General features: G+C 80.6%; 1 protein-coding gene. It reads right to left on the reverse strand.

All coding sequences use genetic code 11. The annotated features are described in order from the left end of the window. Positions 1-908: hypothetical protein (locus CBZ_RS21295; RefSeq protein ID WP_218022845.1), on the reverse strand; the 908-nt coding region annotated here is incomplete at both ends.

Consider the following 908-nt stretch of genomic DNA (forward strand, 5'->3'; position numbering starts at 1 on the left):
ACGAGGAGCAGCGCGGGTCGCGTGCGCGTGCCGACCCACGGCGCGCTCCACGGCGGCGTGGCGGCGAGGCCCGTCCCGGCGACCACGGCCGCGGCGGCGGACGTCCAGGCGGTGCCGTGCGCGGCGCCGAACGCCTCGAGCGCCGACCCGAGCGCGCAGCCCGTGAACGCGGTGGCGACCGCGGCGAGGGCCGGGGCGGCGGCAGGGCCGGTCCACCACCGGCGGGCCAGGACCGTGGCGCCTGCCGCCAGGGTGAGCACCACGGCGGACGGGGCGGCTGCCCCGTCGGCGGCGACGAGTGCCCCGAGGAGGGCCACCGCGGTCGTCGTCCGGACCTGGACGCGACCCCCGCGCAGGACACGACCGACGAGGGGGAGCGGAGCGAGCGCGGGGCCCGAGGCGAGCACGGCGACGACGGCGAGCATGCTCAGCGCGACCACCACCCCCGTCGACGGGGCGGCCACGAGCAGCGCGCCGGCGACGGCCGCTGCCGCGACCACGGCGAGCTCGGTGAGCCAGGCGGCGCCCTGGCGGGCGAGCCACGCCCACGGGGCGGTGTCGGCCCACGACGCGAGCAGCAGCAGGGCGACCACGGCGAGGACCGACAGCACGTCGACGAACGCGCCGGGGGGCGCGGCGACGAGGTCCGGACGGGCGACGGCGGTGACGGTCACGGGCACGAGCGCGGCCGTGGGGACCAGTCCGAGCAGGACGGCGGTGACGGTCGACGCGTGGGCTCCCGTGCGGAGGTGGACGGGCAGCGGACGGGTCCGCAGTCCGGCGCACGTGGCAGCGGCGACGGCGACGGCGCCGAGCACGACCGGCACGTCCAGCGCGTGCGCGGCGGTCGCGCCGGCGGTCGCCGCGGCAGCTCCGGCGCCCGCGGCCCAGAGCCGACGGGCGACGTC

It is taken from the genome of Cellulomonas biazotea, from assembly GCF_004306155.1.
GTDB classification, from domain to species: domain Bacteria; phylum Actinomycetota; class Actinomycetes; order Actinomycetales; family Cellulomonadaceae; genus Cellulomonas; species Cellulomonas biazotea.